This is a genomic window from Halosimplex halobium (assembly GCF_051414055.1).
Classification (GTDB): Archaea; Halobacteriota; Halobacteria; order Halobacteriales; family Haloarculaceae; genus Halosimplex; species Halosimplex halobium.
In genome coordinates this window covers 1-1,894 of sequence record NZ_JBLKNX010000044.1, presented here as the reverse complement: position 1 = coordinate 1,894, position 1,894 = coordinate 1, and the positions used below count along the sequence as shown (strand labels likewise).

General features: G+C 50.2%; 2 protein-coding genes and 2 pseudogenes. 1 reads left to right on the top strand and 3 read right to left on the bottom strand.

The genetic code is table 11. From position 1 onward, the window contains the following. Nucleotides 1–87 (top strand): annotated as a pseudogene (locus tag ACMGFG_RS24190) (IS5/IS1182 family transposase); the annotation flags it as partial. A 667-nt stretch (nucleotides 88–754) separates the two neighbouring features. On the opposite strand, the gene ACMGFG_RS24185 reads toward ACMGFG_RS24190, so the two are convergent. The 3 genes and pseudogenes from ACMGFG_RS24185 to ACMGFG_RS24175 all read right to left on the bottom strand — a co-directional run. Continuing rightward, a complete protein-coding gene (locus ACMGFG_RS24185) occupies nucleotides 755–1,303 on the bottom strand; it encodes an HNH endonuclease (protein WP_436932847.1) in 549 nt (182 codons plus the stop codon). Continuing rightward, the gene (locus ACMGFG_RS24180; RefSeq protein ID WP_436932848.1) at nucleotides 1,303–1,737 is read right to left on the bottom strand and encodes an outer membrane protein assembly factor BamB family protein; all 435 of its coding nucleotides are present in this window, start codon (nucleotides 1,735–1,737) and stop codon (nucleotides 1,303–1,305) included. Before ACMGFG_RS24180 ends, ACMGFG_RS24185 begins: the two co-directional genes overlap by 1 nt. Nucleotides 1,738–1,799: 62 nt before the next feature. Next, nucleotides 1,800–1,894 (bottom strand): annotated as a pseudogene (locus tag ACMGFG_RS24175) (IS5/IS1182 family transposase); the annotation flags it as partial.

Below are 1,894 nucleotides of genomic sequence, written 5' to 3'. Positions count from 1 at the left end.
GTCCGAGCGCGTTCCTGGTTTCGTGAGTTCCGCGAGGTTGCCCTGATGTGTGTTGTCTACAACATCAAGCGGGCTGTGAAACAGTGAAATCTACCGCCTTACAGCGATTCAACACAGCCATTTGACACGTTTCACGACGGAGCGGCCATCCCGAATCACGGCAACAGCCCCCTGATACTCACAATTTCCAGCATTTAGCCTCTGTCCTCCAAGCTTCGATCTCTACACTCAGTCACTTTCTAGTTGCGCTGTACCGGGTATCCACCATTATGTAGCGGGGATTCGGCCAGGTTGTATCTGCCGAAAATCACGATCTGAAACGGGTGTTCTCACGAAAACAAGCTATTTTCCCCTTTGGAGAAAATTAGATGATCTCTGGTGGTAGCCGTACTGACCCATTTGACCGATCGGATTCTGGTACTTGCTAAGCTTGAAACTACGGAAATATAAAATACCAATAATGTACGAGCTGCCCGACATGACTATTGATGAGTGTTTCTAACCAGTAGACTATCGAAACCCGGAACAAGTATCAATATTACTTTAATTCAGATCATCGGTTGAGCTACCGTACGTATAGATAACAATAGACATTATATGTACACATAATCGAATGTGTATTTTCTCTGGTATCACGGCTGATGCAGTCAGCGAGAGCTCATCACAAGATCCGCCAATCAACGGTCTTAGCCATCAGCTCCTTAGGAGTACATATAAACTAATACAAATTAGATATTTGATGGTACTGTAATCTCTAATCATAGAATGAGCGCAAATGACGGACACCGTGACAGCGCCGGCAAAGTGTCCTAAGATTCTCTGGCTGGTTCGATCCACCCCATTTGCGCGGGATGACGTGGTCAACGTGGAGTTCGTTGTCCTCGTGTCTCGCGCCCTCGCAGCCACAGACCCGACAGGTGAAGCCATCTCGTTGTCTGATCATCTCTCGGGTCTCGTATGAAGGATACTCTGTCTTGTCTTTGCCGAGGCCGGACTTGATATACGCTGCATCCTGGATGGAGACAATACGCGAGCGAGCGAAGAACCAGAACCGTTCCACGCGGTCTCCGCCGTACGGTGCTTGAACGAAGTGAAGGCAGAATACGATGATCCCTCTCAGAAGCGCACCCACAGAGGTCCCTTTGCGGAGCTTCATCGCCGTCTCGTGGGCGAAATAGACAGTACACTGGATCCAAGCCCCGATGAGGAGATAGAATACCCACCATGTCCTGACCCAGAACTGGCTATACTCGTTTACTGGCGGTGCGCCGAGCAGTTTGAAGCGAGGGACATTTGGGTCCATCAGTTGCCACCTCTCTCGAAGACACGGAGAGCCCCACCGGTCGTTCCGATGTAGATCGCTGACTCATCACTCGCAAGAAGAGAGGGTGATGTCGGAACTGATTGGATTGTTTGCTTCTGGCTTCCATCCTCCATACTGAGACCGAGGATAGATTCCTCCATTGGGAGATACACTGTATCCCCCTGAATGAGTGGCTTCCTAGACGTGTAGGATTCTTTTTCCCAGAGTTTCACACCGGAGTCATCGTAGCAAAATGTCCCTCTATTGTCACTATATATAACCTGTCCATCGTGAGCGACGGGAACGCCTGTGTCACGATTATCGCCGCTTTTAGTCCAGAGTTCAGTCGCCGACGTTGCATCGACCGCGTGGAGCGTGGTATTGTACCACGAGTCAGAGAACGCTCCCGGAGATCTGTCGCGTGCAAAATAGATCCGCTCCCCGTCTACTGCTGGACCAGTATAATCTTCACTGGGCCCTGTTTAGACGCGTGATTTCACGGTGATGAGTGGCTAACGCTAAGTTCGATGTTTCTGACAGCGCATTTCAGGACGAGTTCGCGGAACTGACCGAACCAGGTTCGAGCACGAA